Annotated in this window: 17 protein-coding genes and 1 pseudogene; 3 read left to right on the forward strand and 15 right to left on the reverse strand. The window is 62.6% G+C overall.

The window, feature by feature from the left end; all coding sequences use genetic code 11:
- Positions 1-7 precede the first annotated feature (7 nt).
- The 9 genes from pglZ to AWC12_RS07930 all read right to left on the reverse strand — a co-directional run bounded on the left by pglZ (position 8) and on the right by AWC12_RS07930 (position 14,769).
- Positions 8-2,500, reverse strand: coding sequence for a BREX-1 system phosphatase PglZ type A (gene pglZ, locus AWC12_RS07895; protein WP_085173436.1), 2,493 nt, complete (start codon positions 2,498-2,500; stop codon positions 8-10).
- The gene (gene pglX, locus AWC12_RS07900; RefSeq protein ID WP_085173438.1) at positions 2,493-5,903 is read right to left on the reverse strand and encodes a BREX-1 system adenine-specific DNA-methyltransferase PglX; all 3,411 of its coding nucleotides are present in this window, start codon (positions 5,901-5,903) and stop codon (positions 2,493-2,495) included. The genes pglZ and pglX overlap by 8 nt, the downstream gene beginning before the upstream one ends.
- Complete coding sequence (locus AWC12_RS31565) at positions 5,903-7,267, reverse strand: hypothetical protein (RefSeq protein WP_234813879.1); 1,365 nt, start codon at positions 7,265-7,267, stop codon at positions 5,903-5,905. Before AWC12_RS31565 ends, pglX begins: the two co-directional genes overlap by 1 nt.
- A 7-nt stretch (positions 7,268-7,274) precedes the next feature.
- Positions 7,275-9,323: a BREX system P-loop protein BrxC gene (gene brxC, locus AWC12_RS31570; RefSeq protein ID WP_234813880.1), complete on the reverse strand. Its 2,049-nt coding sequence runs from the start codon at positions 9,321-9,323 to the stop codon at positions 7,275-7,277.
- 55 nt (positions 9,324-9,378) lie between these two features.
- Positions 9,379-9,984: a DUF1788 domain-containing protein gene (locus AWC12_RS07910; RefSeq protein WP_085173440.1), complete on the reverse strand. Its 606-nt coding sequence runs from the start codon at positions 9,982-9,984 to the stop codon at positions 9,379-9,381.
- A 2-nt stretch (positions 9,985-9,986) separates the two neighbouring features.
- A complete protein-coding gene (locus AWC12_RS07915) occupies positions 9,987-10,586 on the reverse strand; it encodes a DUF1819 family protein (RefSeq protein WP_085173442.1) in 600 nt (199 codons plus the stop codon).
- Between the two features lie 955 nt (positions 10,587-11,541).
- Positions 11,542-12,201, reverse strand: coding sequence for a GreA/GreB family elongation factor (locus tag AWC12_RS07920; RefSeq protein ID WP_207576394.1), 660 nt, complete (start codon positions 12,199-12,201; stop codon positions 11,542-11,544).
- Between the two features lie 520 nt (positions 12,202-12,721).
- A complete protein-coding gene (locus AWC12_RS07925) occupies positions 12,722-13,663 on the reverse strand; it encodes a DUF732 domain-containing protein (protein ID WP_085173813.1) in 942 nt (313 codons plus the stop codon).
- A gap of 5 nt (positions 13,664-13,668) precedes the next feature.
- Complete coding sequence (locus AWC12_RS07930; RefSeq protein WP_085173446.1) at positions 13,669-14,769, reverse strand: hypothetical protein; 1,101 nt, start codon at positions 14,767-14,769, stop codon at positions 13,669-13,671.
- An 83-nt stretch (positions 14,770-14,852) separates the two neighbouring features.
- Here AWC12_RS07930 and AWC12_RS31575 point away from each other — a divergent pair, with 83 nt between their 5' ends.
- On the forward strand, positions 14,853-15,353 hold the full coding sequence (locus AWC12_RS31575; RefSeq protein WP_234813881.1) for a DUF732 domain-containing protein: 501 nt from the start codon (positions 14,853-14,855) through the stop codon (positions 15,351-15,353).
- 3 nt (positions 15,354-15,356) lie between these two features.
- On the opposite strand, the gene AWC12_RS07940 is transcribed toward AWC12_RS31575, so the two are convergent.
- Positions 15,357-16,166 carry a DUF1206 domain-containing protein gene (locus AWC12_RS07940; RefSeq protein WP_085173448.1) on the reverse strand — a complete coding sequence of 270 codons (810 nt, stop codon included), beginning with the start codon at positions 16,164-16,166 and terminating at the stop codon, positions 15,357-15,359.
- A 121-nt stretch (positions 16,167-16,287) separates the two neighbouring features.
- Between AWC12_RS07940 and AWC12_RS07945 the strand changes: the two genes are divergently transcribed.
- Both AWC12_RS07945 and AWC12_RS07950 read left to right on the forward strand, forming a co-directional pair.
- Positions 16,288-17,253, forward strand: a complete 966-nt coding sequence (locus AWC12_RS07945) for a DUF2293 domain-containing protein (RefSeq protein WP_165762786.1) — start codon at positions 16,288-16,290, stop codon at positions 17,251-17,253.
- 100 nt (positions 17,254-17,353) lie between these two features.
- Positions 17,354-20,293: a serine/threonine-protein kinase gene (locus AWC12_RS07950; RefSeq protein ID WP_085173450.1), complete on the forward strand. Its 2,940-nt coding sequence runs from the start codon at positions 17,354-17,356 to the stop codon at positions 20,291-20,293.
- Here AWC12_RS07950 and AWC12_RS07955 read toward each other — a convergent pair.
- The 5 genes and pseudogenes from AWC12_RS07955 to AWC12_RS07975 all read right to left on the reverse strand — a co-directional run bounded on the left by AWC12_RS07955 (position 20,286) and on the right by AWC12_RS07975 (position 24,871).
- Complete coding sequence (locus AWC12_RS07955; RefSeq protein ID WP_085173452.1) at positions 20,286-20,903, reverse strand: FHA domain-containing protein; 618 nt, start codon at positions 20,901-20,903, stop codon at positions 20,286-20,288. The two genes, AWC12_RS07950 and AWC12_RS07955, sit on opposite strands and share 8 nt — an antisense overlap.
- Before the next feature lie 82 nt (positions 20,904-20,985).
- Positions 20,986-21,390 carry a hypothetical protein gene (locus AWC12_RS07960; protein ID WP_085173454.1) on the reverse strand — a complete coding sequence of 135 codons (405 nt, stop codon included), beginning with the start codon at positions 21,388-21,390 and terminating at the stop codon, positions 20,986-20,988.
- Positions 21,391-21,675: 285 nt separating this feature from the next.
- Positions 21,676-22,827 (reverse strand): serine hydrolase domain-containing protein, encoded by a 1,152-nt coding sequence (locus AWC12_RS07965; RefSeq protein ID WP_085173456.1) that lies wholly within the window; start codon positions 22,825-22,827, stop codon positions 21,676-21,678.
- A 290-nt stretch (positions 22,828-23,117) separates the two neighbouring features.
- Positions 23,118-23,369 (reverse strand): annotated as a pseudogene (locus tag AWC12_RS07970) (MFS transporter); the annotation flags it as partial.
- Between the two features lie 59 nt (positions 23,370-23,428).
- Positions 23,429-24,871 carry a serine/threonine-protein kinase gene (locus AWC12_RS07975; RefSeq protein WP_085173458.1) on the reverse strand — a complete coding sequence of 481 codons (1,443 nt, stop codon included), beginning with the start codon at positions 24,869-24,871 and terminating at the stop codon, positions 23,429-23,431.
- Positions 24,872-25,052: the final 181 nt, after the last annotated feature.

Raw genomic sequence — 25,052 nt, forward strand, 5'->3', positions numbered from 1 at the left:
TCACCCGCTAGAAGTCGAAGTCCGTCATGAACGAACGCTTGATGGTGTAGTTGGCTTTCGTGAACGTCTTCCATTGGTTCGTGTTGGGGATGCGGTCTTCAAGCCGCAGCTCCACGGCGCGATTGTTGACATCGTCGGCATCCTGCGTGAGGTACAGCGTTACCGATTGGTACCTTTCGCGCTGGTCAGCTGACGAACTGTCAAAGGTCAGCACCGGCTGGTCCGAGATCGGCGTCTCTCCTGCGTAGATACCAAGCCGCACTTGGCGTGGCTGGATCTTGTCGGTGATCGCCTCACGCTGAAGCAGCTTGACTGCGAGCTGGCCGGTCGTGATCTTGTCGGTCTCGGGCATAAGGTCGACCTGGACTGCACGGATGTCGCTCCTGCGCTTCTTGTTGACCGCGATGACTGGCACGACAATTTCCTGCAGCGACGCTCCTCCGTGGACGTATCGAGTTCCAGCGCCGGGTTGCGGGATTCGGTGTATGGACTTGGGGATTTGGATGTCAATGTCGCCGTCCAGTCCGGCCTGAGGTGAGGTGAAGGTCATGAATGAAGGCGAAGGTTTCAGAGACCTGCCCAGCACGTACCGGCGATTGGTCTTGGTGATCGCGTCCCCTTGCGGAGGCTCGGACACGTAGTACGCCTGTTCCAGCGGAATGTCTTGGTAGAGGAAGCCGTGGTCTGCGGTGATCACGATGTTTGTGGCATTGGCGTTCGTCCACTTCTTGACGAGTAGCACCAGTTCACGCAGGGTGTCCTCGGCCGCTTGGAACACCGTGCGTTCGGTGGCTGCTTTGTCGCCGACTGCGTCGATGCGGTCGTGGTAGACGTAGAAGATTAAGTGCTGCTTGTAAAGCTCGCGCAGTTCATCTCCGGACATCGCCATCACGTCTAAGGCGGAGATTGCATGGCCTTTTACCGCATGCAATATCTTGTCGCGGTTAGCAGTTCCGTTTGTGGGCTTGCCGTCGGCAAGTACTGGCAGCGCCTCTGGATGGAGCTCCAGCGCCGACTGTGGCAGCAGCGCTGCCATTCCAAGCTGTGTGTAGCTAGGGAGCATCCCGAGTACTGCCGAGAGCGAGGCGTCGAATCGATCCTCACTCCGGATCAGGGATGTCAGTTCGTCCGCTACCTCGTAACGCATGCCATCCGAGATGATGACGACCGCTTTGGTGCGGCCGTCTTTGACGATCGGAGCCACATGGTTATCGAAGAACGTGCTTTGGGGCGCAAGGGAAATTGATTTCCATTGATCAGTCGGCTCCAGTGCCTGCTGCCACAATCCACCGAAACTATGAAGGAACTTGTTGGCGTACTGCTTGTCAACCTCCGCTTTCAATGCTTCGAGGGGCTTCTGAAAGTCTGCGGTTTGGTAGGCGTATGTGAACCAGCGGTACTGCTGATCGATTTGGAACCACTCGGATTGGTATTGCTGTAGACCTGCGTCCATCGATGGGATCGTGCTAGGCAGGGCAGCGATGGATGCGAGGAGTTCGGAGGCGCTGCGCGTCGCCTCGTACAGCTTGGCGTACTTGTCTTTCCAGAGGCTGTCCTGGCGCTTCCGCACGATTTCGGCTACTTTGCGGGGTGTTACCGATTGAGTTACGACTGCGGCCGCGAGATCGACGATGACCTTGCGGTCGATCTCCTCGAAAATAGTGACTGAGACTAGTTCGCGGAAATCGCGGTGCTCGATCTTCGACTTCAGGTCGAGTGCGTCAGCCGCCCGCGACGCGAGCGTCGCCATCACGCCTTGGGTGCGGACGTCGTAGCGCAGGCTGTTGAAGTCGATCCGGATATTTCGGAACTCGCCAGGTGTTTCTGACGCGAAGTCGTCGATCGCTCGGCTGTACATCCACAGCACAAAATCGTCGATCGTTGGGTTGGCGGCCGAGTACTTGTAGATTTTCGCCAGACCATCCCAAAGGAATTGGTCGAGCCCGAAGGTCGCGAGGTCATCGAACTTCGCACGCTTGTTCACAGCGTTCTCGGTGAGGAGTTCGCGAATGATGTCGGTCAGCGTGTGTCCTGACGACTTGACGAGAACCTGGGACATCTTGGCGCACATCTTGGCAGCGTCGTCGCCCGGAGAAAGAAGCTTTGCCAGAGCGAGTCTGCGAGAGCTGGCGCCGAAGAAACTCTGGTGCTGCTCAATGACGGCAGCTAGCGCGGGATCGTTGATTCCGAATTCTTGTTGAAGCATGGATGCCTTGTCTGCGGTAAAGACCCCATAGGCTAACTCAAGGTCCAGTAGCCAGTTGCTCGTTCCCCGTGGCGCCTCACCCGAGCGATAGACAAGATGCTTGGTGACGTGATCAGTGAGGATCGCGCTCTTCACACCGAATTCGTTGCCGTGCACTCGAATGACGTTCACAGCGCCGAGTTCGAGCGCTTCGACGTCGGCGTCGTACTCGCCGGAAGGGTCGTGCCAAAATACGACTCGCTGCGCAGCCAGTAGGTTGTTGATGGCGTCCTTGACCGAGTTCAGCTCAGTCACCCGACGACTCCAACCCGGCGATCTTCCTTAGCGCCTCGCCGAGCTTTGGGTAGTTCACCTTCACACCGTCGTTGAGGTCGATGACGACGTTCTCGGATGCCTTCGGATAAAGCGTGTCGTGCTCATACTCGTTCAGTTCGACGAGAATCTTGCGCAGGCGGTCTGCTTCTTTGGCGTTGCCGGCGCGCTCCACCTGTTGAAGGCTCGATTCAAGCTTCGTCACGTACTCGCGCAGGTATGTCAGCACCGTTGAAGCGGTGGACGGCCTGTAGCGGTGCAGGTAGACCATCGCGTTGAACGATCCCTTGGGGCTTGAGAACAGCCAGTAGATCGGCCGCTTCTTGTACCGCTGAACATGATCGTCGTAGAACCTCGACCTTCCTGTCCTTGTGATGAAGTACTCGCGGAGATTCTTCACGCCGAGGGATTCGAGTACGAAATTGAGGTTTGCCTCGAAGTGCTGCTCTCCGAATGCAACTCGGAGAAAGTGGCGGAAGCTACCTGCGATGTCATCCTCGAACCAGTCGCCGTCGACAATTGGGATGACACTGTCAGCGTCCGGCGCATAAGTCGGGGATGGAACTCTGGCGAGGTAGTCCTGAAGTGATGAGTCCTGGTTGGCCAGAATTAATCCTGGTTCGTCTAGGCTGTAGCGCCCAAACATGCAGCCGACTGCAAACGACACCAAGTCGGCCATCAATGATGACGCCGAGGTCTGCCGCAGCGGCTCATCTTGCCTCGCATCGTCTGTTGCCTGCGTCGCTAAAAGTGCCCCCGCGAAGAACTCATCGTTCTCTCGTTCCAGCTGACGGATCTCCGCGTGAATCTCCGCCTCATTCTTTGTCGCGGCCTCCGCACTTAGGCGCAGGTCCCCAAGCACTTGGTCATCCAGGAGTATTGACTTAAGACCGGAGAATCCACGCGAAGTCTCCGAGCGGTCAAAAAGTAGTGTCGACAACTCAACTGCGCGATTCGCGATCTCTTCGATCCGCGCAGCGCTTAATGCACCCGTTGGAATCGGCAGCTGCGCAAGTGTTCCAACACCGAAGCCCTTGGGTGAGATGAGACGGGCTAGATGTTCAAACGAGTGGCTGTTCATCAACGCCAAGAGTTGCCCAATCGTGACCGGGGCGACCGGAAAGACCATCGAGTTTTTCTGATCGAAGATCGCGCCGGGTGCCACCGACCTTGCCTTCAAGGTTCCAGCCAGACCTCCGTACGAGAGACCCGGCCGAAAGTAGTACTGGGCGTTTCTCACTACGGAACTCCGATGGGCACGGATCTCGGCACCATCACGCAACCAGTCGAGGACCAGATCTTCGCGAGCAAACCACCGCGTCGGCGAACTCGATTTCACATACGGCACCCACCGCGCAAAATCATCTGCTCCACGGATCTGGCTCGCAGACACCTCGTACCACTGACGCAAGAATCGAACATTATCTCCTGTTTGCAGGCCAGTCCTGACGTCCGCGATAGAGTTCATAGTTGCGGCCGTTGCAAACGCATCGTGAGCCCGTTCGGAAGCTGCGTACGGAGTGAACACCTTTCCGGGAAACACGTCGAACCACTCAAGCCGGTGAGTGAATCGACGTTCTTCGTCGTGAAACTGAGCGATCTTCGCCTCTACCGTCGAACCTGCTGTAGCCGCTACGAACGTGGCTCTACTGTTGCCCGCAGCGACCCGTTGGAAGAGTGAAGCCGACACCTGTACAACTTCCCCCGCGATCTCGGGGAAGGCGCGCGGCCCCAGATGAAGGACGATTCGAGGGGCAAGCTTCTCGCGGATGACCTCCCGGAACGCCGCACACTCTACGTTGCCCAGCCAGCTGTCCATATTCAGCAAGCCGATATAGCCAGCCGGCCGAAGCAAGTTGCCAGCGCGGAGCGCGAATGCCAGGTCAAGCCCAGTAGATCCTGCGGGAAACTGCGCGAGCAGATGATCGTAGAGTGCCGGGCTCATGTTTCGTGCGTCCATGTAGGGCGGATTCGCGACCACCACCGAGTATCCAGGGCAAAGGTATTCGGCTTGCGAAATCCCTCGATGAGCCCTCGCTATCGCGTCGGCCCGGTACATGTCGCCACCGTCATCAAGGTCCTCGAGATGGTTGGCGAGGCGAAGGACGAGTGCCGGATCAGGCTTCACAAGCGATCCGAACGCATCAGCATCGGCAAACTGAGTCCAGAACGCCTCTTCTGCGAGCCGGTCTCCGTCGCTGGTGACCAGGTAGTCGAGCTCATCAGGACTGAACACGATCGGTTCGAGTACACAGATATTTGGCTCAAGCGAGTTCTTAAGGAAGAGCTTGCGCTTCGCCACGGCCTTCATGGTCAATGCGAATGCCGCGAGCGCTCCAGCGCGGGGGTCGATCTCGGTGCCGTAGAGGTTGTTGGTCAAGATCAATCCGGGAATGTCCGAGGGCGCATGGCCCTCCTCCGCATAGATCGCGTACAGGAGGTCGAAGGCGTAGGTCAGCATGTGCCCCGAACCGCACGCGGGGTCGATGACCTTGAGTTCCTCTGGCTTGGCGATCTTGAGGAAGTTGATTTCTTCTTCGACGGGAGCGATGTAGTAGTCCATCTGGTGGATAAGCCCAGAGTTGGGTCGATTGAGCATCCAGAGTCGACCGAGAGAGTTCTCAACGAGATAGCGCACAATCCAGTGGGGCGTGAATAGCTGTGTAGCGGCCGGGATTTCGTCAGCGCCAGCCTTTTTGTTCTTCTTGAATCCGGCGAAGACTTCGTCTTTGCGCTCCGAAATGTAGAACTGGTAGAGCCAGCCGATGACTTCGACGTCCTTACAGGCGTCTTCGCTCAGGACGTCAACCGAACGAGTGAGCACCGAGTCACCGGCCAACAAGTTGGCAGGTATCAACAGTTCGGTCAAATCGCCTTGACGCTCGAACATGAAGGGCATTGCCTTGTGCCAGAACTGGCAATAGGCCACAAGGAGCAGCGAGTAGGCCTCCACTTGGGCGTCGACTCCCGGGCGTGGCTGGCAAGTGCCGTTGAGCAGGCCGGCGATGGCGGCCGTGGTTCGATCGTTGGACACGACCTCTTGGTCGATCTGCCCACGTTTTGCGGCGGCAAGCACCTCCGGCTGTCCTACATGATTGGCGGCTGGCGAGACCACACCGATACCCGTGTATCCATTGGCATCCATGAATCTCAGGGCGATGATCCGGTTGAACCAGGTGTAGGCGACTTTGTCTGCCACGTGCGCCTTGCCTCTGTCGCCGCCTCCGCCAACGGCGACTGCTTTCTCCAGACTGTCGACTGCCGTGGGACTTTCGACTCGCTCCGGTGATCCTTGGGATAGGACGGCTGTGATCCGCGCGGTGACTTCGCGGATCAGTTCGGTGCGAGCTGACGTCGCGAAGGACTTGAGTGGTGCGGTTTCCATCAGTTTGCAATCCGGTTCTCTTTGATCGCCTGCACCAATGAGGCCCGAAGTGCCGCGAGGTAGGCGTCGACGTCGTCCTCGGTCTCGATAATGGCGGGGCCTCCCGCCGCCTTGATGCTCGCGACGGCGACTGTTGGCTTCTGGGCCTTGCCGCCGGTGTCGGCGGACTTGGTGAGTTGGTCGATCAGTCCCGGATAGGTGGTGGATTCGAACTGGCTACCCGCTTGGTGAACGACGGCGATGAGGTTCTGGCTGTCGAGGGTCGACAGAAGTGTGTTCACTGTGTCGACTGCCGCGTTTTGGGCGTCTGCCGATGCGGCTTTGTAGAAGTGCGCCTGCAGCAGACTCTCAAGCTTGGTCTCGACAGCGCTTCTTACCGCCGTGCGAGCACTCGTTACCTGGTCATCAAGCAGATTCTTGAGGATGTCTGACGCTGCCTTGAGCTGATTCATCTTGTTGCCGCGGAACGCATTCGGGTCATCGAGTAGCGACTTGATGTTGTCTCCGGCACCTTCAGGGAGGTAGGCCAGGTTTCCCGCATTAGCAGTGAGCAGTCCGACCGCTTCGTCGTAGATCTTGGCCTGCTGCCCTTTGAGGAAGGCCTTGATGGGATCGATTGTGTCCGCCTTGGCCTCGAGGAGTTCGTCGGCCGTGTTGAATTCGGCAAGGTACCAGTCGACGGGCTTGCCGGTGACTTGATCTAGAAGAGCTACGACTGCAGCGAGTTGGCTGATAAACGGGTACCGGCTGGTACTGATGAGTGCGTTGAGTTCCTCACGCTTAGCCGCGAGCTTGTCCTTGCCGAACCGAGCGAGTTCCGCGGGGTCGCTTGGCACTGCACCCTCGTCGAAGAATTCCGTGCAGAACTTCTTGAACGCTGCCACTTTGGTTGCGTCGTAGGCCTTTTGTGGAGCGGCGACCGTGTGTTGGTGCTTCGCGGTGTTCTTAATTAGGGCGGCCACTTCGGTACGCACTACCGGGGTGCCATCGATGCTGAGGGCTATCTTTCCGGTCCCGACCAGCCAGCCCAGCACGACTTCGATCGAGCCGAGGTTCCAGCCGTATGGCTTCGACTCGAAGCGGCCGACGATTTTCTTGACTGTTACCTGTTCGCCGAGGTTGGTCTGGGAGATGATCCACGACTCCATTTCGGCCCCGGGCGAGGTCAATATCGACAAGTTATCGACACCGAACAGGCCCTGGTCGCTCTGAACAGCCCCAGCCACCTGCTGCTCTGAGAAGGCTTTACCCCCAAGAAGTGCCAGGCTCGTGTAGGTGCGGCCGACAAGTTCCTGGAAGCCATCAGACACGCGCGCCAGTGCCTCCTGAGCGCTGGAGGTGATTTCGGAGGCATTGATGATCATTTGCGCGTCACCGACGGCCTGACGCAGCCTTTCGATGACGTTCCTTCTCGCGGTCGGCGTTGACTAGCTGTTTGGCTTGAAGGATGGCCAGCATCGACGGCGTGGCGCCGGAGTTTGTGCGCTGCTTGGTGTACTTCTCGGTCTTCACAAAGAGGCGAAGGTCGGCGAGCAACCGCTTGTCGCGACCGAGGAAGACGCGGAGCTCATCCTTGCCCGCGCTTTGCATTTTGATTTCGTCGTCGGTGTAGCTCGTCTCCGGGGTGATGAAGTGGACGGTCAACTCTCGCTGGTTGCCTTGGACGATGTCATCGAGCTTGTATCCGAAGGCGAAGTCCTGGCCGTTCTTCGCGTACTTTATTTTGTTGGTCTTGAGGATGTCGGACGAGAGGTACTTGAAGAGCTTGTTGGAGATCTCGGACGAGTCGATATCGACGCCCTTTATCTCTTTCTCAATTTCCTGTTCCTCGTTCGTGAGGTACTCGTAGATGTTGCCATTGCGCTGAACGTAGGACTGAGTCTCCAGCAGGTTGAGCGCCTCCTGCACCGAGTCGCCCAACGATTTGAGGTCCAGACCGAAGCGGTCGTAGACGAGCACGGTGAGGTTGCGCGGTGTGGCTTTGAAGGTGTCGACGTACTTGACCAGGAACAGTGCCTTGAGCAGGCGGTTCGCGAGAATCGTCACGTCGGAGCTGGGATCGGGAAGGTGTTTCTCCGCCTGAAGGATGGCACTCTGGGCTGCAGATTTCAGTGCTGCACTGATGCCGGCGAACATCTGATCAAAGGTGGCCAAGTACTTCACCTGTTCGCCGCCAATGAGTTTGGCTACCTCCTGGACCACACCGAGCATCGAACGCTCGCCAACGGAGCTGTTCTTTCCCTCAAACATGTTGTGGTCGGACAGGCCTTCGATGGCAGCCTGGAACATCGGAATCTGGTATGTGACAAACGGATAGGTGCTGATGAAGCGGCTTTCATCGATGTAGTTGCGGTACGTCTTTGCGCCGTCGACAAAGTCGAAGATCGTCTTGAAGTTCGCAGAGTCCTCTGCGTAGATCGCCCTGACGGCAGCTACACCCGCATCGTTCTTCTCCAAAAGGCGCTTGCTGATGACTTCTTCGACGTCTTGACTCGTGAGCTTCACCCTGGTGCTGAACCGGGCCTGGATCTTTGAGAAGTCGTTACCCTGCTGCTTGGTTCGGTCTCCGACGACCTTGTCCATGTCCTCCTGGGACGTGACGAAGACCCACGACTGTCCCTTGCACTTCGTGTTCAGCGACTCAGCAATGGTCTGCAGATTGAGCATGAGCTTCACGTCGTCGGCGATGAACTGACCGACCTCGTCGACGAAGAAATTGAGGCGGTAGCCAGGCTCCTGCAAGTCGATCCACGACTTGACCGAGGCGGCAAAGTCTTCGATTGACACGGCGTACGACTTTTGGTACTGGGCGATGATTCCTGGATTCGCACCACCGTTGATTTCGGAGAACGCTGCGTCGATGTGGTGCGCTTCGAGTGCTGTCTGCTCACGGCCCTGAGCCCAATCAATGCCGGCCAGCTTCTGAAACGCCATCTTGAACGCTTCATACTGGCCGCGCTTGTCGAGGTCTTCCTCAAAGCGAGCGACGGCACCGTCATTACCGAAGTAGCCGCGGCTCTCGTCAAAAACTTTCACGAAGACCTTGAGGAGCGCATCGGTCTGATCTTTGGCGATCAGCGTCGCCTTCTGATCAATGTTGAACAGTAAGCTCTTCGCCGGAATGGTCGCGGCCTTCTTGAACGACGCGGACAGCATCGCGTCGTCGGTCTTGCTGAGGAAGCTGTCGCTTACCTGTCCGCGGGGGAACGCTTGGCCCTCCACATCTCCGAGAAGGTGGGCGAGCATCTTCAGCAGATGAGACTTACCCGAGCCGAAGAAGCCGGAGATCCACACGCCATTTGCGTTGGTGTAGTTGGTGTATTCCTCAAGTAGCGGCCCGACGCTCTTGGCAGCGTCGTTGGTGAAGACGTACTCCTCGACCTCAACGCCGAGGTGATCGACGTCATCGGCCTTGACCACGCCCTCGATCGAGCGGTTGACGTCCTTGAGGAAAATTTCATTGAGTTTCATCGAGTCATGCTTCCTGGTCGAGGATGCGCTTGGCGCGGTAGAAGGAGTCGTCCTTGAGTTGGCCAAACAGAACGAGCGCCGAACCCTGAGTGGCCGACACGTCGTACTTGCCAGGGAAGAACATCAGCATCGGCCGGTCAGAGACGACGGTCTGCAAGTTGTTAAGCACCGTGTGCGAGCGCACGAACGGAAACACCTCTCCTACCCCGGTGAGGAACAAGATCTGGAATGTCTCGCTTTCGACGCGCGCTTTGATGGCGGGCGCAAGGTGCATCTGAGGGTCGAGCATGTTCTGCAGCATCTTGAGGAAGTCGGGCTTATCCATTGATGCCTCGGCCGCGAGGACACGCTCCCAGACGTTGCGTTCCTTCAGAAGTTCGACGCAGAGGTCATACAGGTTGATCTCGAAAATCTTTATGCCCTCTTCGGTTTCGAGCTTGGTCTTGATGCGCTTCTTCGCTTGCGCTACGTCAAGAGCCCAGGTTGGGTCGTAGTCATAGATGAAGTGGGCGACCTCATTGCCAAGGCCCTGCATTTTGAGGAAGCGCTCGCTCTTGAGAACTTGGAAGAGGTGCTCCTCGTGCTGTGCCAGGGTGACCCGGTTTGACATTGTCACAACGCCGCCTTCGTCGGAAAGAATCGGATATCGCTGGGGGTGCGGCGGCTTAGGCAGTCGGCGACACGCGCCGAAAGCGACGTCGGTTCGATCAAGTCCTGCTTCGTTAGCAGACCGGCATCAACCATCATCTTGAACACCACCTGCCGGATTTTCTTAAACGAGGTGTCTGTGATCGTGTCCAGCTCGTCGTGCCAAATGGCCTTGCTGCGATAGAAGGAGTCGAATTCCTCGTAGGTCACCGTGCCGGCCAGGGTGAGGAACCGTTCACGCAACACTTCTTCGGCGAACTCTCCAATCAGGTCGTACTGCCGGCACGCTGCAGCCCACATCAGGTGGCCCCGCTCAGTAGACGTTCCGTCTGCGATGATCTTTAGCTCGGCCTCGGTAAGCACTTGCAGCCGTGGAATAAGCGCACCCAGCAAGCGTGTGTTTGATCGCTCCACACGAGTCTGAAGCAGGTTCTCGTCTTTGATACGGGCGCGGGTCGTCGTCCAATCACCTTCGCGAAGGTAGATCGGTACAGCGATGAGGGCTTCTTGGGCCAGCAGCGAACCGCTGGTGAACGAAAGTGCGTATCGCTGGTTGGTCGTCATCGGCTCCCTCCACAGTCGCTGGCAAGTCGATTAGGATAGCGTGACGGACCGACAAGAAGCGGGTAGCAGCTACTTGGGACGGCTTGTTTCGCCCCCGTCTTCGTATTTGGCTTCGGATCGAATGCCCACCTTCGCTTGCCTGAAATCCCAGTCGCGGCCGACCTGAGCGCGGGCATCAGATTGGTCGCATTCCGTACATAGACCATGCCCGTCGAGACAACGACCGGTCTCCCCTCTCAACGCAGGACGGTATCGAGTTGAATCTGACACACGATGCTTTCAGTTCGCCAGCTTTCCTAGGGCAGAAGAAGCATCGTCAACCTTTCTAGGTCCTGGCGAATCTTGATTCGGGAACTACCGCATCTTGCGACATAAATGACTTTTAAGGGAATCGGGGAAGTCCCTCGCTTTCGAGGTCCGCCTACGTACGAGAGATCAAGGTTGCTCGCGCTGCTACTGCCAGACCGGTGGTCGAAGTCCGCCGGGGGGCGTCCCGCCGGCCTAATCGCGGTTGACGTCACTAACGGCGTCGGTGTTGCACGGTTCACTCGCTCCAAAGCAGATTCCCACTGTCCACGTCAAGCTGACTCCACTCCCGATATATGACCTCAACTCCCTTTTCAACAGAAGAGTGCTTCGCATGGCTCCCCAAAGATTCGAGCACGGCCGCCGTGGCGCAAATAGCGCGAAGGGGCGAGCTGGCACGCGTCGATCTTGGTTCGATTGCTAATGCGCTTGCCTATTGTTTTGACTATGTGGATGGCGCCGGTCGACGCTGACGACCTTGACGACGCTGGAGGACCCGCCCGGCCAATCGGACCGAGGCCCACTTGGAGCGACATCTATTGGATCACCGGTCAGAGCAACCACGCGACACAGCGCTGCGATCCATCAGACCTTGTATTCAAGCCTTTGTGAATGCGACGAGGCGAGGGAAACCTCGGTCTTCTGCTCGTTAGCCGAATTCAAAAGCTATACGTATCGCTCGGCTGCGTACTACGACCGTGACACTCAACATTCCGCCGCGCGGCGCTTTAATCGTCCGCGTCTCACCAGTGCATGCATCGATCAGCGCTGCCCCCAATGGAGACTCAACACTGACGAGTTCGGCTGAGTTGGGAGCGGAAACGAGATGATCATGACCGATGACAAACGAGTGCGCATCCTCCGGATCGCCGTCGAAATACACCTCGACGAAGGAGCCCGCCATTACGCGCTCATATCGCTTCGCAGCCTCAATGTGTCGACGAACCTCGTCCCGGCGACGCTGAGACGCTTCGGCGTAGCGTCGGCGTTCTGCGGCGCGCAAGTGTGCTGCCTCTGCAGCGCGTTGCCGCTTCCGCCTTTCTGCCAAAAGCTGGTCACCGAATGTCACTACTCTGCCGACGATGTCGTCCCTAGTGACCTCCGTACCCAGGGTCGCCTCGTGGGGCATCTCTCCGTAGTAGCGATAGCAGGCTAACCTCTCGCGCGCGGCAAACGCCTCAACAGCTTCGCTTTCACCTCGGGCAGCGGATGCCCAATCGCTAAAGCCCGCTGAAACCGTCCTGTCATCGTTGACACACAGCGCAGAGAGCACCGGTTCGGATTGAGAATTACACTGCTCGGACACCACTCGCAACGTCTCCCGCATCCAATTCCAGTAGCCCGGACCAGGTCGTCCAGTCTTTGCCTCTACAAGGGCGCCGAGGTCGGCTACATATATGACTGACCGAAATTGTTTCGCTGTGTCTATTAGAATCTTCCTTGCAGACTTGACCCAAAGCGGCAGGTAAGGCCCCAGGTGGGCGTCTCTGTCCTCCTGATTAATCCGCGGAGGTGTTCTCCCCGGCCACTCGTTGAAGGAGCGCTCCCGCGCTCGGCGCTCCATTCGCGCGCGCTCGCGAGCAGCCCGGGGACCAATCACGTCTCGGGGCTCATCCAAGAATCACCGCCTTCTCGGCCCGTCAATTTTCGAACGGTAACTCTAGAAGATGAAGTCGACAATCCCTTCTCGGCAGGTTGACGCGTGCATTCAAGATGCGCCGCACTGGTACCCCGGTTCGATAGTGGTTCGGTCGCCATGGTGATGCCGACGAATGACCTGGTGATCAGCAGGCGGCTTGCGTTACTTCTGACGTCCGCAGCGGCCGCCCTCAGCCCAGCACCAACGCAACCCCACCAGCGCGCAACTCGTCGAACGAGTAGCTCAACTCGCCCCGATCCCCCACCTCAACGACGTAGCGGTCCTGGCCCTCGGTGACGTCGAACGTAAACCCGAAGGTGCACATGTACCGGCCGCCTTTACCTTCTTCCAGGTAGGTCGTCGTGAGGATCTCACCCTTGCCGTTCTTCACCGTCACCGGCGTCCCCGGATTCACGTCCGAGTAGCCGCTTGCTCCCACGCAGGATGTCCCGTCGACCTCGATCGCCGGCGCGTACGGGTTCGGGTCGTCGTCATTCAGCGTGAAGCTGCCCGATATCGTCGCCGTCTCCAACACGTGGAAGCCTTCGGCGAACTGCGGGCAGAAGTACTGCACCGCAACCTCATCCGCTGGCATCCCCTGCTGCGCACCGCCGCCTTCCAGTTCGCGGCACACCTGCTTGCCGTGCGCGACGGCATTCGCGTCAGAGTTGAAGTCCGCCGAGAACCCCGCCTGCTTCAACGCTGTCAGGTACCGGTCGTCGACCGTCGTGCGGTCGCGATTGAGGTACACGTATGCTCCGATCCCTCCGCCCACCAGCGCGAGAACCGTCAGCGCCGCCGCCACCGCGATCCACACCCGGCGGCCCTCCCGAACCGGCTCTACAACCGAAACCTGCTCGGCGCCAGCCTGTTCCAGCTGCTGCTTACCTATTGGGTCGAGCGCCTCCACGCCGCCGTCTCGGATCAGGTCCGTGGGTTGGCCACCCACGAAGTACCGGCCTTCATGCCGGCCCGTCGGATCCGGCATCCAGCCCCCGCCAGCAGCGCTTCCGGATCGTCCGGGCACCCCGTACGCCGACTCGTGCCACGTCCCGCCCACGTTGACCGCGCCACACGACGTGCACTGCAAAGCGTCGGTCAAACCACCGCCGCAGAATACGCAGAAGCCCATCCCCATCACTTCCTGTACACCGTGGTGCCTTCGACACCAAAAAGGGAACTGACGAACTTGGCGAAGCAGTCGTCGACCCCCAAACCTTGGGAGTCACACCACCCGTTCGCGTCTGCCGGCGCCAGCTTTGGATTGCCGATCACCGTCACCCACCAGTCCGGAGCATTGAACGTCGTCCACTGGCCCGACGACACCAACCGCACGCCGCTGTACTTTTCGCGCAGCGCAAGATGATCTCGCAGGACGTCGGCGCTCGTCAGCGTCTTGCCGTCGACCTCGATCCCAGCCTTCTTCGAACTGATCTGCGGCACCCAGCGATTCGCGATCGAACCCGACACGTACGAGTAGTCCGCATCGCGGATCTCACGTAGCACCGCCTCGGCGACACCGTCGACACTGCCGTGCTCGGGCTTGGCGACCTCGTGCGCAACCACCCGGTCTGATGTCGACGACGAGACCGCGGCCGCGACAGCTGATTCGCCTGGATGAAACACCAGCTGCGGGGCGCCCGAGAACATCGTCGTTGTGCGCCAATATGTTCCGGCGGGAAAGACGAGCATTTTGCGTGCGGTTTGACCAGGCTTCATCGTCACCGGTGCGGCGGAGAAGTCGAACAGCCCTGCGGCGATGTCACGCTGACCGTCGGCGACGGTGATTCGCACGCCTGAGCCAGCTTCGGTGTTGCCACCCGGGCATTGCGACAGGAACGCGGCACTCACAATCAGCCCGTCTGACGACATGTCGACCGACTCAGCCTGCACCACGGGCGCTGCCGAGCACTCTGGCACCAGCAGCGCCGGATCCATCGTCGCCGTGGTGAAGACGCCGCGATCTGGTGCGCCCGCTTCGTCCGGTGAGGGGTTTCCGACCATCACGGCGACCAACGCAACAACGCCGATGAACACGGCCACCCCACCGAGCAGGCCGCCGATCAGCAGACCGCGGCGGCGGGGAGGCCGGCCGACCGCCGGCGCATCGTCGTCCTCCGGAAAGGACACGACGCCGATTGGTGAGCCGCATTCTCCGCAGAATTTGTAGTTCCAGGCGTTGATGTGTCCGCGCGGGCAAATCACAGTCGGCGATGCGCCGTCGAATTTCATGCTCATCGCAGACCTCTCGCCAGTGCGGCGGGTGTCGATTCGCCCGACGCACGCAGCCCTCCAAACCTCATCCAGCAATGATTCGACAGATGGCTGACAGAAGGAATCGGGGATACCCCTCGTCCTTTGCGATTGGAACCATCATCTGCACCTCCGACAACAAGGAACCCACGTGCACCAAGCAGTTCCCCAAATTTAGGGGGATCCCCGATTCCCTCCGCCCCGCCGATCACCGCACCATTGATCCACCGCGGCCGCCGGTCGTCGTAGACGAGCTCAAGGACAACGCCATGAAGCACCTCGGTCTGGTCGGGATTGCGTGCATGGCCGCCGCCATCGCGACAGCGGCTCCCGCGGGGGCCGCACCCCAAGATGCCGCGTTCTTGAACCGGCTCAACCAGGTCGGCATCACGTCGTCCAATCCGTATGCGACCTTCCTCGAGGCGTACGCCGTGTGTCGGCACCTCGATTTCGGCACGCCGCACTCCGGGGTCGTCGGCATCGTCCTCAGCAATAATCCCGATCTCGATTACGAGAGCGCGGCCGACTTCGTGGTGCTGGCGAATATGACGTACTGCCCGCCAGCCTGACGGCTACATCCGCGAATACCGCGTCAGCGCAAAGCTGTACAACCCGTAGGCCGCGAAGCCCGCCGCCGCGACGAGCAGGATCGTGTGCCCGAACCGCGCCTCCCCCAACGCTTCGACCGCGGCATCCAATCCCCGAGCCCGGGCCGGATCGTGCAACACCGACACCCCAGCGACGAGAATCCCCGCCGCGATCAGCACCAGCCCCTCGGCGACATGCCCCACGACTCCCAGCACGGTCACCAGCGGCCCCGCCGGCTTTCGCAGATCCCCGAGAAACCTCCGCCACGCGCCCTTGTAGACGAAGTAGCCGCCGAACGCGACGATCACCGCACCGACGGCGACCAGGACAGCCTTTCCACCGTCCGTCTGCATCAACCGCGCGCTCAAGCCCTCCGCCCGTTCCCCACCCTGGCGGCCCACCCCGAGCGCGAACTGCGCCGCCGTGAACGACAGCACCAGGTACACCAGCGCAAGCCCAAACGCTTTGAGCCGATTGACAAGTGGCACGTCACGGTGATGGGCGTTTGTGTGCTCTCCCGGGTGCAGTCCCACGATGGTCTCGGCCAGCCGCCACAACGCGAGCGTCAGCATGCCGAACGCGACGATCCACAACGTCCACGACCCGCCCGGTTGAGCCGCCAGCGTCGCCAGCGCACCCGTCTGGTCGGCGTCGCCGGTCAACCCGGACGCGATCCGCGCAATCGTGGACGCGATCAGCAGATGCAGTAGCCCGTTGACCGGATAGCCGATGCGGGCCAGCCACTCCACGGTGCGGCTTCCGGTTGCGCGATTCACCGCCCCCTTGAACGTCATATCGTCATTGCCGAGTCCAGCACCGGACCGTTCTACCCGGCTGCATGTTTGCGAAAACGTGGCTGGAGCAGCCAACGGCCGGTCGTCCCGGTTGTCGGAGGGCAGTCCTACCCTCGGGATCGTGACGGAAAGTCTCGAACCGCGCGTCGCCCGCATCGCTGAGGCCACGCTGGCCGATCAGCGGTTCGTCGCGCCCACCGACGTCCTGATCGGGTTGGGTTGGCTCGACGCGGCCAAGACCGATCTGTGGCGAAAGGGCTTCGTGACATCGCTGGACCGCTGCATCCGCGCCAAACCCGTCGAGGTCACCGACGCCCTCAAAGTGCTGAGCACCTGGGCTCTGGCCCGCGACTTGAATCCCTGGGCCACCGACTACGGCAACCTCGCATTCACCGCCGACCGCGATCCGCAGACCGAGCGTGCCTCTCGCATCCGTTGGGCGGCAACCGAAGATCCGGCGCCGACTCCCCCTCCGCCCCGCCCGAAGCAACTCAAGGTGTTCGCGTCCTGGCTCGTGTGGTTCTGCGCCAACTGCGGAGGCATTCACGATCTGATCCTGGATGACAGCGGCCTCTGCCGCGACTGCGCGGGGCTCGGCCACCTCGTGTTCCTGCCCGCAGGTGCCGCCGCACTAACGCGACGCACAGTGAAAGCGGCGAGTACGTCCGCCGTTGTCTTCCGTGCCAACACCCGCAACGTCCGTCACGGGATTCTTGCCGACCAGCGCGCCATCGAGCTGGCAGCACTTCAGTGCCTCCGCGATCAGCAGTATTTGAGTGGTGTTGGCGAGGAGATACGCCGCGACATCGCCGATGCGATCCGCGCCGAGTTCCCTGGCTGTCCACCGCCGCGCGCCGATGCCATCGCGTACGACGCTGCAGTGCGCCGACGCAACGCCCGCAGCGGCGCAAGGGATCCCGGCTACATCCACGAGATAGTCCAAGACTCCGTTCGCCGGGTCGACACCGAGTACGACGACCTGTCTTTGACGGGGCTTGACCGCGTCGAGGCTGAACGCAGGACTCAGGCCCAGGTCGACGACGCCCTCGATACGTGGCGCAGCGGCATCATCCTGCTGGACGGCTAGCCACCGCCGAGTCGAGGTGAAATCCCATTTGGGGCGCTTGGGGAGCCCCGGCTAGGTACGGTAAACGCACTACTCGCACTTCACCGGAGGACGTGAGGCGATGGCGGGCGAAATAGCGTATGAGCTGGCATCCGCCGGGTTCGTCGACGCCGTCGAAGTGGGCAGAGGCGGTGGCGGCGTCGTCTACCGCTGCCACCAGCAGTCACTCGGTCGCACCGTCGCCATCAAGGTCCTCGCCTCCAATCTGGACCAGGACGACCAGGAACGATTCCTGCGCGAGGGCTACGCGATGGGCGGCCTGTCGGGCCACCCGAACATCGTCAACATCCTGCAGGTCGGCATGACCGAACGGGATCGGCCCTTCATCGTAATGCCCTATCACGCACGGGGTTCGCTCGCCGATCAGGTGCGGCGGGAGGGCCGGATCCCGTGGCCGGACGTATTGCGCATCGGCGTGAAACTGTGCGGGGCGCTCGAAACCGCCCATCGGACAGGCACTTTGCACCGCGATATCAAACCCGCCAATGTGCTCGTCAACGACTATGGCGACCCGCAGCTCAGCGACTTCGGCACCGCGCGCATCGTCGGCGGGTACAAGACTGTCACCGGGTTCTTCACCGGCACACTGTCCTACACCGCGCCCGAGGTGCTCACCGGAAAGCCACCGACGGTCATGGCCGACGTCTATTCGCTGGGCGCCACGCTCTACGCGTTGATCGCAGGCAAGGCCGCCCACGAGCGCAACACCGACGAGGAACTGATCGCGCACTACCTGCGGATCACCTCGCAGCCGGTGCCGGACCTGCGCCACCTCGGGATCCCGTCCGATGTGTGCTCGGCGATCGAGAAGGCGATGGCACTCGATCCGGCCGAGCGGTTTGAATCGGCGGCGGAAATGGGTCGCGCGCTGCAGGAAGCTCAGCGGCACAACGGGTTGACCGCGGACGCGATGGCGATCAGTGAAGCACCCCCTCCTCCTCCGCAACCCGAAGGCACACAAGCACTTCCGCTGCCGGAACCGTCCTTCTCGTCCGTCGCGCCACCGATCCCGGTCAACGTGCCACCGCCACCGCCGCCGGCCCCGCCCCCACCCGACATGTTCGCTCGCAGCCCGTCGAATACACCGTGGAACCCCCCTCCCGTCACGCCGACGAAGGGCCGCCGAAAAACGGTGATCGCGCTCGCCGCCGCGGCGGCCGCGGTGCTGCTGGTGATCGGCACGGTCGTGATCGTGGCGGCGACCCGGGACACCGGCGGCGGTGGCGGCACGACGCCCTCGGCGCAGCCGACCACCCAAGCGCAACCCGGGTGGCGGCCGATCGCCGACGCCCGCACCGCGCTCGACGCGGCAGCGGCCACGCAGGCCGACGGCACCATCTGGATCTTCGGCGGCATGGGCGCCGACAACCGGGTCAGCGGCGCCCACGAGGGCTACGACCCCGCGATCGACAGCTGGAAGGGCGGCCAGGACCTTCCTGTTCCGGTGCAGCGGGCGATGTCGGTGACGTGGCAGGACACCCCCGTCGTACTCGGCGGCTGGCGCACCGAGGGCGCCAACACCGAGGTCGCCACCGACCAGGTGTGGCGGGTGGTCAACAGTCGCTGGGTGCAATTGCCGCCGCTGCTACAGCCGCGCGCCGCAGCGGCGGCCGCCGTGGTGGGCGACCGCATCGTCGTCACCGGCGGCGTGGACGCAGCCGGCAAGGTGCTCAACACGACCGAGGTGTACGACGGCAGCGGGTGGACGCCGGCCGCGCCGATGCCGACGCCACGGCAGCTGCTGGCTGCGGCGTCCGACGGCACGCTGGTCTACGCGATCGGCGGCACGAACGGGTCGGCGGACCTGGCAACCGTCGAGGCGTATGACCCGGCCGCCGACACCTGGACGTCCATGCCCGCGCTACCTGAGCCGCGCAGCGACTTCGGGGTCGCGGTCACCGACGCCCGACTCGTGGCGGTCGGCGGCACCGCCGGAGGGCGGCCCCTGAAAAGGGTTACCGCTCTGGATCTGACGACGTCGACGTGGTCCGACCTCCCGGACCTGGGCACCGCCCGCCGCGGTGCGGCCGTGGCGGCCGTCGGCAAGACGGTCTATGCGATCGGCGGGTCGACCGGCGCCGGCGAGGGCGAAGCCACGTCGTCGGCCGAAGCGCTGAAGCTGGCGCCGCGCACGCCCCAACCCGCGGCGCAGTGGCGCTCGCTGCCCGACGCGCCGACGGCTCGGTTGATGATGGCGGCAACCGTGCTCGACGACAAGATCTGGCTCATCGGCGGTATCCGCGAGGGCGAGACGCTGCAGACCGTCGAGACGTACGACCCCGCCACCAAACAATGGCAGCCGCAGCCGTCGCTGCCGATCCCGCTGAACCACGCAGCGGCGGCGACCTACCGCGGCGAGGTCGTGGTGGTCGGCGGCGCTACCGACACCGTCACGCAGGCCTCGGACAAGGTGTTCGCGCTCCGCGACGGCACGTGGGTCGAGTTGGCGAGCCTGCAGCACGCGCGGGCAGCACCGGCAGTGGCGGTGGTCGACGACAAGCTCGTCGTGGTCGGCGGGCAGAACGACAAACAGATCGTGCCGCAGACCGAGGTGTTCGACGGCCAGTCGTGGACCTCGGCGGCCGACATGCCAACTCCCCGTGAGCATCTCGCGGCGGTATCCGACGGCGTGTATGTCTACACCGTCGGCGGTCGGGTCCTCAGCGCCGACGAGAACTCGGCGGCTTTCGAGCGATTCGACCCGGCGTCCGGTAACTGGGAGACGTTGCCGGACATGCCGACTCCGCGCGGCAGCTACGGCGCGGCATACCTCGACGGCCACATCGTGGCCGTCGGCGGCGAGGAGCCGACGCGGGTGCTGGCCACCGTCGAGATCTATGACATCGCCAACCGCAAATGGAGCACCCAGGCGCCGCTCAACACGCCGGTGCACGGCCAAGCGGTCGCGGCGGTCGGCGCCACGGTGTACTGCATCGGGGGCGCCGACCGGCCGACCCACGAAGGACCGGTAGCCACGGTCGAGGCGCTGGACTTCACGTAGCGCCGTCGCGCAGCTGCGCGAGGGTGACCACGCCGCGGCGCAGCGCCTCGTTGGCCAGCCGGACACGGCGGTCCCCTTCGGCGGGGATGGCGAACTTGTCATAGAGGTTCTGCAGGTGCTGCTTGACGGCGGCCTCGGTGACAAAGAGCTCTCGGGCCATCGCCTTGACCGACGCCGGTTCGGGAAACGGGTCATCGGAAACCAACGGTCGGCACAAGGCCACGAGCACGTCGTCTTCGCGCCGGGTCAGCCGCGGCGGCGCCTCCACGGGTTGGGACGTGACGGTCTCCTCGTCGCGGCGGCCATCCGCGGAGTCGTGCACCATCCAGAAGATCAACCGCGACTTGCCCACCCGGACCTCGTCACCGGAGTGCAGGACGCGCTCGGCGGTGATCTTCTCGCCGTTGAGGTACGTGCCGTTGCGGCTGCCCATGTCGCGGATCGACCATGCGGCCCCGAGGTTTTCGAAGACGGCGTGCAGCCGGGAGACGGTGTCGTCGTGCTCGAGCGCGATGGCGTTGCTTGAAGCCTTCCCCAGCGTCACGCGCGGGCCGGCCAGCGGGACGAGCTCACGTCCGGTCGGTCGGAAAACCTCCAGGTGGGAAGACATGCGGACCTCCTCTGAAGGGCATTCTGGCGTACGACTGTCGGCCCGTCACCACTTCGGGGGACGGGCCGGGTCGCTGTTGCGGTCAGGGCTGGGCGAGGAGCGGCACGCGGTTGATCACCGGCGGTCGGACGGCGCCTCCGCGCTGGGGCTCCGCCGGTTCCAGGACGCTGCCGCTGTCGACCACCGGCGGCTGGAAGATGCCGCCGCCCGCGGGCCCGGTCGGCTGGAAAATGCCGCCACTCTGGGGCGCCGTCGTGATGGTGATCGTGCCGCCGCGGCAGCTGACGATCTTGCCGTCGACGAAGACGTCCTGGCCGTCGTCGATCGGGATCGGGTAGCCGTCCGCGTCGGTGTAGGTGCAGCTGCCGCTGGGCGTGGGCTCGTTGTCGACGGCGAAGGCGGTGGCCGGGGCGACGGCGAGAACGGCGAAGGCGCCGAGGATGGTTGCCGCGTACTTGACGCCCGTGCGGGTGGTCGATGCGCTCATGATGTTTCCCTCTCAGGTGGTGCGGGTTGTGTTGTTGAGAGGAATACTGCTGGTCAGAGCGCCCCGGCGTAATCGCCGGCAGGCCAGAGTCCGGTACAGGAACAGGAAGGATTTCCTATCCCGGAAGCAAGGGCCCTACGCAGTCGGCCACCGCGCCGTCCGACACCGTTCCCGCGACAACCGAGGTCGCGGCAGGCCAACTGGGCGAACTTGCGAGCGAGGGCGACGGCACCGGCGTTCCGTCCGCACGGGCTTCGACGGCGATGCCCATGGCGTCCTCACGCTCTAGGAGGCCGGCGCGCCGAGTTCTGCGTAGATCGCGGCCTCGAAGTGCAGGATCGTCTCGACCACCTTGTCGTCGAAGAACGGCAGGAGCTGAGTTGCGATCACCGCACCGATCCCCGCCTGGCGGTCGATCCAGAAGAAGCTGTTGAACAACCCTGACCAGTCGGCAGAGCCGGCGCTGCGCATGCCGGGCAGGTCGACCAGATATAGGTGGAATCCCAGGCCCCACCCCTGCGGCACGTCGAGCAACTCGACCGGCTTGGTCAGCTCGGGGATTGTCGGGTCCATCTTCTTCGGCAGCGGTGCCCCGTCGAGGTGGTCCCGCAACGCCAACTCGACGGTCTCCTCTTTGAGGATGCGCGTCCCGTCGAGCTCGCCGCCGTTGAGCCAGGCACGCACGAAGCGCCCGTAGTCGGCGACCGTCCCGTACGACCCGTGGCCCGCGGCGTCCCACTCCGGGGCGGCCGGCAGGTCGAGGGGAGTCGCCACCAGGGTGCCGTCCGGTGCCCGGAAGCGGACAGGCAGCAACCGCGCGCGCTGCTCCTCGGTCGGGTCGAACGTCGAGTCCGTCATGCCGAGCGGGCCGTAGACATGTTCTGCCAGGTAGTCGGCCAGTGTCTGGCCGCTGACGGCCTCGACGACCATGCCGAGCCAGTCGGTGCTGACGCCGTACTCCCACACCGTGCCGGGATCATGGACCAGCGGCGCACTGATGCTCTGCTTGATCCCCTCCAGCGGGTTGGGAAAGTTCTGATCGGCGCAGTAGGCGAAGAGCTTCTCGTTGAGAAAGTGGTAGCCACAGCCGGCCGTGTGGTTCATCAGCTGCCGGACAGTCGCCTGCGTCTTGGGTGCACGCAGGACCGGCTCACGGCCGTCGAAGTGGTCCAGCACCTGGAGTTCGCCGAACTCGGGCGCGATCGACGCGACGGTCGCGTCCAGATCGACGCGCCCCTGCTCGACGAGCTGCAGCGCCGCGGTGGTGGCGACAGCCTTGGTCATCGACGCGTTGCGGAACAGCGTGTCGGGCTTCGCCTCTCCCGCTGCGCCCTCGTAGAGGACACCGTCGCGGCCGACCACAGTCGCGGCGACGCCGTGCAGCGACCCATCGGCCGTCACGCCATCCAGAAGCTCGTCAATTCGTTCGAACCCCATTTCAAGCTCCTTTGCTTGCACCCGATGTACGAGCCATCATTGCACGGGGTGGGAGGTACGCCCAAGGATCCGGACGCCCATGCCTGCAGCACCTCCGCGAGTGTCGCCGGCATCCTAATTTCCCTCGGCAGCAACGGCATTCATGAGTTCGTCCCCACCGCTTCGGGGTGTCGGTACGCGCGAGCCTCCGCGCCGACTCTCGGTGGCCCGGTTGACCGCCAGCGCAGTAGCGGAACCCACCGAAATAGCAATGAGGGTCGTGATCGAGGGCAAAGCCACAGCCCTCAGCGCTATCTCGGCGCCAAAGCCCTTCTTGAGAAGAAGACGTACACGAACAGCGGCACACGCCCCTGCTCCTTGGCCGCCTGGTAGATCAGCGGGGCTGTCCCACCGAAGATCGAGTTCGCCAGCGCATACCCGACCCCGACACCCAGCGCCCGCACCCGCTGCGGGAACAGCTCGCTCTTCACCAACGCATTGATCGAGGTGTACCCCGGTCAAGATCACGTAGCCGACCGCCACCAACGCGAAAGACACCAGGGTGACCGAGTTTCGGGCGGGAATGTGGCGGTGTTCGCGGTCAACGGACGCCCTCCCACTGTCAGTTCGCCGAGCCGTACTCCAACGCCGGCTCTGCCGAATCCACCTTGCCACCACTGGAAATCGTCAACTGGTCCGGCTGCACGTCGTAGCGCGCCCCGTCCGAACCGGTCACCGTGAACCCGTCACCGGAACGGCGCGCTCCGTCGATCTCGCGGTTCGCGCCGTCGCGCAACCGCTCCCCGCGGTAGTAGAAGTCGCCCGAGTCCCGCTCGCAGATGATCGCCAACGACAGCGACGTCCGGATCAGCGCCGCCGGAGTGTCCCCGGAGTCGCAGCGCGCCGTATGCCCCACGAAGCCTTGCGAATCCGTGCCCGACACACCCTCCACGGCGGACCTTGTCGTGGTGCTCGACGGCGCTTCGGACGACGACGAGGACGCCGGAATCCGGGGTTGCGGATCAGGTCCGCCGCCGCCGAACACCAGGATCACCGCCAAAATGATTGCGAGAGCGAACAACCCGATGATGCCGCCGACTAGGGCGGCCTGACCCCGGCCGGACTTCGGAGCGGGAGGCGCCGGCATCGGCGGCGGGGTTTGATAGACCGCCGAGTACTGCCGCGTCGACGGCGGCGTCACCGGCGCTACAGGCTCGGCAATCACCGGTGCTTCCAACGCGGCGGCCGCGGCGCGGGCCAGCTCACCGGCCGTCTTATAGCGGTCCTGCGGCTGCTTGGCCATCCCGCGCGCGATCACGTCGTCGAACGCGCGGCTGATCCCGCGCCGCATGATGCTCGGCCGCGGCGGTGGCGCGAACATGTGCGCGCTCCACACCTGCCGGACATCGCCCGCCTCGTAGGGCGCTCGGCCCGTCAGCATCTCGTACAGCAGGCATGCCAGCGAATAGATGTCCGACGCCGGGCCTCCTCGGTCACCGTTGAAGCGCTCCGGCGCCATGTACGCGCTCGATCCGACGACGAGCCCCGTCGACGTCACCGACGCCTCGCCGCCGCCGTGCGCGATCCCGAAGTCCACCAGGTACGCGAAGTCCGTCGACGTCAGCAGCACGTTCTCAGGTTTGATGTCGCGATGGATCAGCCCGTTGGTGTGCGCGTCATCGAGTGCTGACGCGACCTGACCGATGATGGACGCCGCCCGCGCCGGCGGCAGCGCCCCCGCGGCGCGCAGCGTTTCCTTGACGCTCTGCCCCTCGACCAGCCGCATGTCGATATAGAGGACGCCGTCGATCTCGCCGAAGTTGTGGACAGGAATGACGTGCGGTTCCTGCAGGCGCGCCGCGATGCGCGATTCCCTGCGGAACCGCTCCTGGAAGCTCTGGTCGGCGGCCATCTCGGGGCGCAGCAGCTTGATCGCGACCATGCGCTCGCGCAGCGTGTCGTAGGCGCGATACACCTCGCCCATTCCCCCGACCCCGATGACAGACTGCAGCTCGTAGGGCCCGAAACGCGTACCCAGCCGCGAGCTGCCATTCCGGGTGCTCACATGCGATCCTTCCGTCGTTGACCGGCGGCGACGAATGAGACTTCCCGGTTCGCGGGGCGCCCAAGCGCCAACCTGCGACGGGATTCGCCGGTCTACGACGGTAGTGGGATTTTTCCCATACCGCTAAAGGCCCAGATCACCGCTGGAATCGAGTTCCGCTCCCCCGGACTGTGGTCCGGAA

Source organism: Mycolicibacterium iranicum, from assembly GCF_002101705.1.
GTDB classification, from domain to species: domain Bacteria; phylum Actinomycetota; class Actinomycetes; order Mycobacteriales; family Mycobacteriaceae; genus Mycobacterium; species Mycobacterium iranicum.